This window comes from Paraburkholderia sediminicola, assembly GCF_046026895.1.
In the GTDB taxonomy this organism is placed as follows: Bacteria; Pseudomonadota; Gammaproteobacteria; order Burkholderiales; family Burkholderiaceae; genus Paraburkholderia; species Paraburkholderia sediminicola_C.
On record NZ_JAQQEU010000170.1, the window covers coordinates 1 to 4,307 of the forward strand.

Consider the following 4,307-nt stretch of genomic DNA (forward strand, 5'->3'; position numbering starts at 1 on the left):
TAACGTGACAGCGCCCCACCCACGACACGTTCGGCGGCGAATACTTTCTCCAACTGACCAACGATGGTTGGGCGGTCAAGCCAACTCCTTGGCTGCGTTAGTCCGGGCGAAAGCGGCAGGCAGGCGGCTTCCTTTCGCTTCTGAGGTCCTGACAGGGCCATCGGAGTGACGAAAACTTTCCGAGCCGGTGGCTCCGCGCCGGCATTTTTTGCGTGCCATGCGGGGACTGCGGTCTTGACAGCGCAGGGCCGGTGATAGCCTGTAAAGAAACCACGGACTTTCCAGTCACTCCATCGACGATGGAGTCACTCGGACGGCGCGTTCCAGTCGTCGCTCGGACGCGCGGGCTTCGCGGTTGATTTCGGGCTCAGGCGCGAGGCCAACGACGCGGTGCAGTCGACCATCGGCGTGAACGTGGGGCTGATCCGCTCGGTCGCGCACGAGCATCTCGCCAAGGTGCAGGGGATCGTGATGCGCAGCGTGCAGATGGGCCAGGATCTCGGCAGTCTCTTGGACCAACTGCTGGAGCGGTACGCGCTCACGCGGCGTCGCGCGGCGTTCATTGCGCGTGACCAGAACAGCAAGGCGACGGCGACGGTGGCACGCGTGCGCCAAGCGGGCCTCGGCATCACCGAGGCGATCTGGATGCACAGCCATGGCGGCAGGCACCCGCGCCCCTCGCATGTGGCGGCGGACGGCAAGCGTTACAGGATCAGCGAGGGCAGGTATCTCGACGCGGTGTGGACGTGGCCCGGGCGCGAGCCGAACTGTCGCTGCGTGAGCCGCCCGATCATTCCCGGACTCGCCCGGCCATAGCGCGGACGACGATCTTCCGAAGGCAAGCGGGGCATGGCCACCGCCGTACACCGTCAGACGTGGCGGTGCGATGTCCGCAAATGTGGCTCAGGCGCCCTCGTGTGGCAACCGCGCTAGCGGATCTTCAGGTTTGCCATTCCTGCGCATTTCGAATCCAAGAGCGCCAGCATCGCACATCTTCGCAAGCATCTGGCCTTGTGTCACGGACTCATTGTCCACAACAAGCGGATGGCGAACATGGCTGTAAATCGTTGTGACGTTGTTGCTATGCCTGATCATGATCAGCATGCTAGTACCGGAGCCCACAAGGACGACACGGCCATCAGCTGCTGCGAACACCGGATCGCCTGCAGCGCCGCCGATCAATATTCCAGGCGATTCGTCTGTCACGTATGGCTGCAGGATTGGGCCGTGCGCAGGCCAGGCGAACTCGCGCAGTTTCGCTTTCCGCAAAGGAGGTACGGCGGCGGAGGTACCAGTGGTGGGACCTTCAATATCTGCCTGCTGGGGGCCGACTCTGAGTAATTGGCCGGGCCTGATCTGGGCATTATTTGGCAAGCTGTTCCAATCGATGATGTCCTCGGCGGAGCGACCAAACGCTGCAGCGATGCCCGTTACCGTATCTTGGTGATTGACTCGATACCATCCCGCCGGTACGCGTTGCCCTGCCCTGATTGTGTCCCGGTCTGGTGTCCGTACGCAGCGGCGTTTGCCAGTCACGATGACTGCACTCGCATCCTGACAACTGGAATCTTTTCGAGCCACGGATCTGGATGACGTTTCTGACGGTGCTTGGTCTGCAGACCGCGCAGGATTTGATGGCTTGGACGGTTGAAGCTGATCCATCGTCAGTACCTCTATTTCGTCCTTCGCATGCGCATTTTGGATCAGGGAAACGGACAGAAGGACGATTGTGACGGCGCCAAGCAATTTCGCGTGGATCCTGGATCGGGTGTTGCGGGTTGAATGAGGCATGGCTTGTTCGCTGAAGCTGAAACGATGGTAAAGAGGTCCGCGATTCTGCGGTGGATGGGCACTGCGCTGCAATAGCCAGGAGAACCGGTTTAACCCAGCTTGACATTTTTAGCCAAATCTCTGACTCCTGTGGTGCGTGCGCAACGTAATCTGGGATTTTCCTATGCCGGTCGAAGCGTGCACGCTGCCTGACGGCGACAGTGGCTGGCGGTGGGGCGCACATGGTCACTGTTAGGCCGATCGGGCCGTCGCCCTGCGTCAGGGCGCGACAGCCCCCGCGAACGGCTCGTGGCGCTCACGCGATCAGCAAGGCCAACGTCTGTCGTACCTCGGCAGCGAGATTCCCGACGGCGCGGCGCTCGGACTCGACGCGCAGCGCCCCCACCGGCTGCTTCGCGATCCTGAAGAACTCGAAAAGGGCGACCACCTTCAACAGCATCTCGCTGATCGATGAGGTAGGCTGAAGAAAGTGGAGATCAATGTTTCGTGGAATGAGCGAAACGGACGATTCCTCAGATTGTCTTCGAGATCCGTGTCCGGCTTCGCGTAGCTCGTATTCTTCTCGTCAAAATCGATGTTGACGTCCGGGTATCCGCGCGGTTACCTCACATTCCAGCGTTCGAATTCACGTGGAATTCATGCTCGAGGAGCCATGGAATCCGCGCCCGGGCAAGCGTGGAATCTGCGCTCGATTTGCCGTGGAATACGCAGATCAGCGACACTCGATTGACCGGTTGTGCTGCGCGGGAAGGCCATCGATCAGCAGATCGATGGCTTTTTCGGGATACGCCTTTTCAGTACACGGCTAGAATGCGCCGGCGCGCCGGTCCACTGTTCAGCGTTATCTCGCGGGCGCGCGTTTTCCCGGAATGATCTGTCCCGTTACCGATGCGATTTCTACACATTTTCGAGTACGTCCTCGCCGCGCTGGCCGTGCTTGCCCTTTTCACGCTAGTGGGCCGGAGCGCGGGTAGCAACCTGCCTTCACCTAGTCATCCAAGTGAGACATCCAGCGACGCCGCCCCACTTCACACTAGTCGGGACATCGTACGCAAAAGGCTGTCCCGCCAGCGAGGCTTCTAGCTGTCGCTGGGGCCGATGGTCCCACGTCATTCCCCATCGGGAACCGGCGATCAGGCCGTTGCGGTTCAGCTCATCGCACATGTCGGCTACTAGCGCACGCCCGTTGCTTGTACTGGCGCCGTACACGTTGACCGTGCCGTTATGCGTCTCGACGCTGTGCGGTGCCGATCCGGATTCCGCCGCGTTGCAGGTGCGCTGCCGTACTGCACGCGGTCCGACGCCATCAGCATCGGCGCGATCGACGCAAGGCCTGACGTGAACCCCTGCGATTCCACCATCATCGTGCGCAGCTTGGCGCCGTATTGCGGGTCGGTCGCATAGACCCCCGTCAGTGCATCGGCGAACGCGCCGGCATCACCTGCATGACGCCGCGTTGCGGCGTAGAGGCGGCCGGTGGACAGCAGTTCCGGGCGGGCTCTGCTCGCATTACGGGCACTACGAATTAATCGCAACGATAGGCAGAAAATGTCGAATTTCAAGCGGTGGTGAAAATCTCTGCTTCGGCATGCCAGGGATCAAGGCGTTCCGGCCGGAAACTGCTGTTCGATGCTCTCGCGGGTCCAGTTCCGCGCATGCACCTCGTCATAGGTCTGCGTGGTTGCGTGGTTACGCAGCCAGCCAGTCCGCCCAGACCCGCGGCCGCCAACACGGTAGCGGCAATCTCTTCCATCGGTTTCTCACCTGTTCAACAGCCTCGATGATCCCAGTCGATGCGCCACAGGAGTGTCATACGCATCTCGATTGTGTCAGACCCGTCTCAATTCGCCCCGTCCGCGGCAAACCACCGCAGGCCCGCCGTTTAGCTGTCACCCCAATACGCTGAGCATCATCCGGCTGCAAATGTTAATTCCCATTTGATACAGGTAACGCGCCTGTAATGGTGGTAATCGGCAGAAATAGGAAACCCCCTCGCCGTTACCTTATGGCTACAACTTGTGGCAAGCCCTCACGCTAGAATTTCCCGCGGTCTGGCATCATTCTAGGCTGCAAATTTCGACCCACAACTTACGGAGCAATCCTGATGAAATTCAAGTTCCCTGTTGCCGCTTCGGCAATCGCGCTTGGAATCGCACTCAGCGGCGCAGCCCACGCCGAAATCAACATCAACGTCGGCAGCTCGCCCGCGCCAGTAGTCGCAGCACCGGCCGCGATGACGCCCGGCTGGCACGGTGACCGGTACTACGACGGTCACCGCATGTGGGAGCGCAGGAAGTGGGAGGAGCATCAGCGCCAGATGGCACACGATCACCACGACGATCGGGAAATCCACGAACCGGTGCGCCCCCAGCAGGACGCGTGGCACCGCGGCTGAGTGCAACCCGCTACGTCCCCGTAAAAGCGGGGGACGGACATCAGACTGGACTGCTCTGGCCGAACAAATCCCATGTGACCTAGGCGGGATCACCCTTGATCGCATGGGCGCTGTCACGTTG

Annotated in this window: 5 protein-coding genes; 2 read left to right on the plus strand and 3 right to left on the minus strand. The window is 60.8% G+C overall.

Translation table 11 applies throughout. The features are described from left to right. Positions 1 to 390 precede the first annotated feature (390 nt). Positions 391 to 816 (plus strand): phage head morphogenesis protein, encoded by a 426-nt coding sequence (locus PQR02_RS39715; RefSeq protein ID WP_408243271.1) that lies wholly within the window; start codon positions 391 to 393, stop codon positions 814 to 816. Positions 817 to 903: 87 nt separating this feature from the next. On the opposite strand, the gene PQR02_RS39720 is transcribed toward PQR02_RS39715, so the two are convergent. The 3 genes from PQR02_RS39720 to PQR02_RS39730 form a co-directional block, all read right to left on the minus strand. Beyond that, positions 904 to 1,791, minus strand: coding sequence for a peptidoglycan DD-metalloendopeptidase family protein (locus PQR02_RS39720; RefSeq protein WP_408243272.1), 888 nt, complete (start codon positions 1,789 to 1,791; stop codon positions 904 to 906). Positions 1,792 to 2,086: 295 nt separating this feature from the next. After that, positions 2,087 to 2,230: a hypothetical protein gene (locus tag PQR02_RS39725; RefSeq protein ID WP_408243273.1), complete on the minus strand. Its 144-nt coding sequence runs from the start codon at positions 2,228 to 2,230 to the stop codon at positions 2,087 to 2,089. Between the two features lie 733 nt (positions 2,231 to 2,963). Further along, on the minus strand, positions 2,964 to 3,353 hold the full coding sequence (locus tag PQR02_RS39730) for a hypothetical protein (RefSeq protein WP_408243274.1): 390 nt from the start codon (positions 3,351 to 3,353) through the stop codon (positions 2,964 to 2,966). 542 nt (positions 3,354 to 3,895) lie between these two features. On the opposite strand from PQR02_RS39730, the gene PQR02_RS39735 reads away from it, so the two are divergent. Continuing rightward, complete coding sequence (locus PQR02_RS39735; protein WP_408243275.1) at positions 3,896 to 4,186, plus strand: hypothetical protein; 291 nt, start codon at positions 3,896 to 3,898, stop codon at positions 4,184 to 4,186. The last annotated feature ends 121 nt before the right edge of the window (positions 4,187 to 4,307 follow it).

Coding starts and splice junctions, on each gene's coding strand:
- PQR02_RS39720 (WP_408243272.1), bottom strand. CDS start 1,791: ATGCCTCATTCAACCCGCAACACCCGATCCAGGATCCACGCGAAATTG.
- PQR02_RS39725 (WP_408243273.1), bottom strand. CDS start 2,230: ATGCTGTTGAAGGTGGTCGCCCTTTTCGAGTTCTTCAGGATCGCGAAG.
- PQR02_RS39735 (WP_408243275.1), top strand. CDS start 3,896: ATGAAATTCAAGTTCCCTGTTGCCGCTTCGGCAATCGCGCTTGGAATC.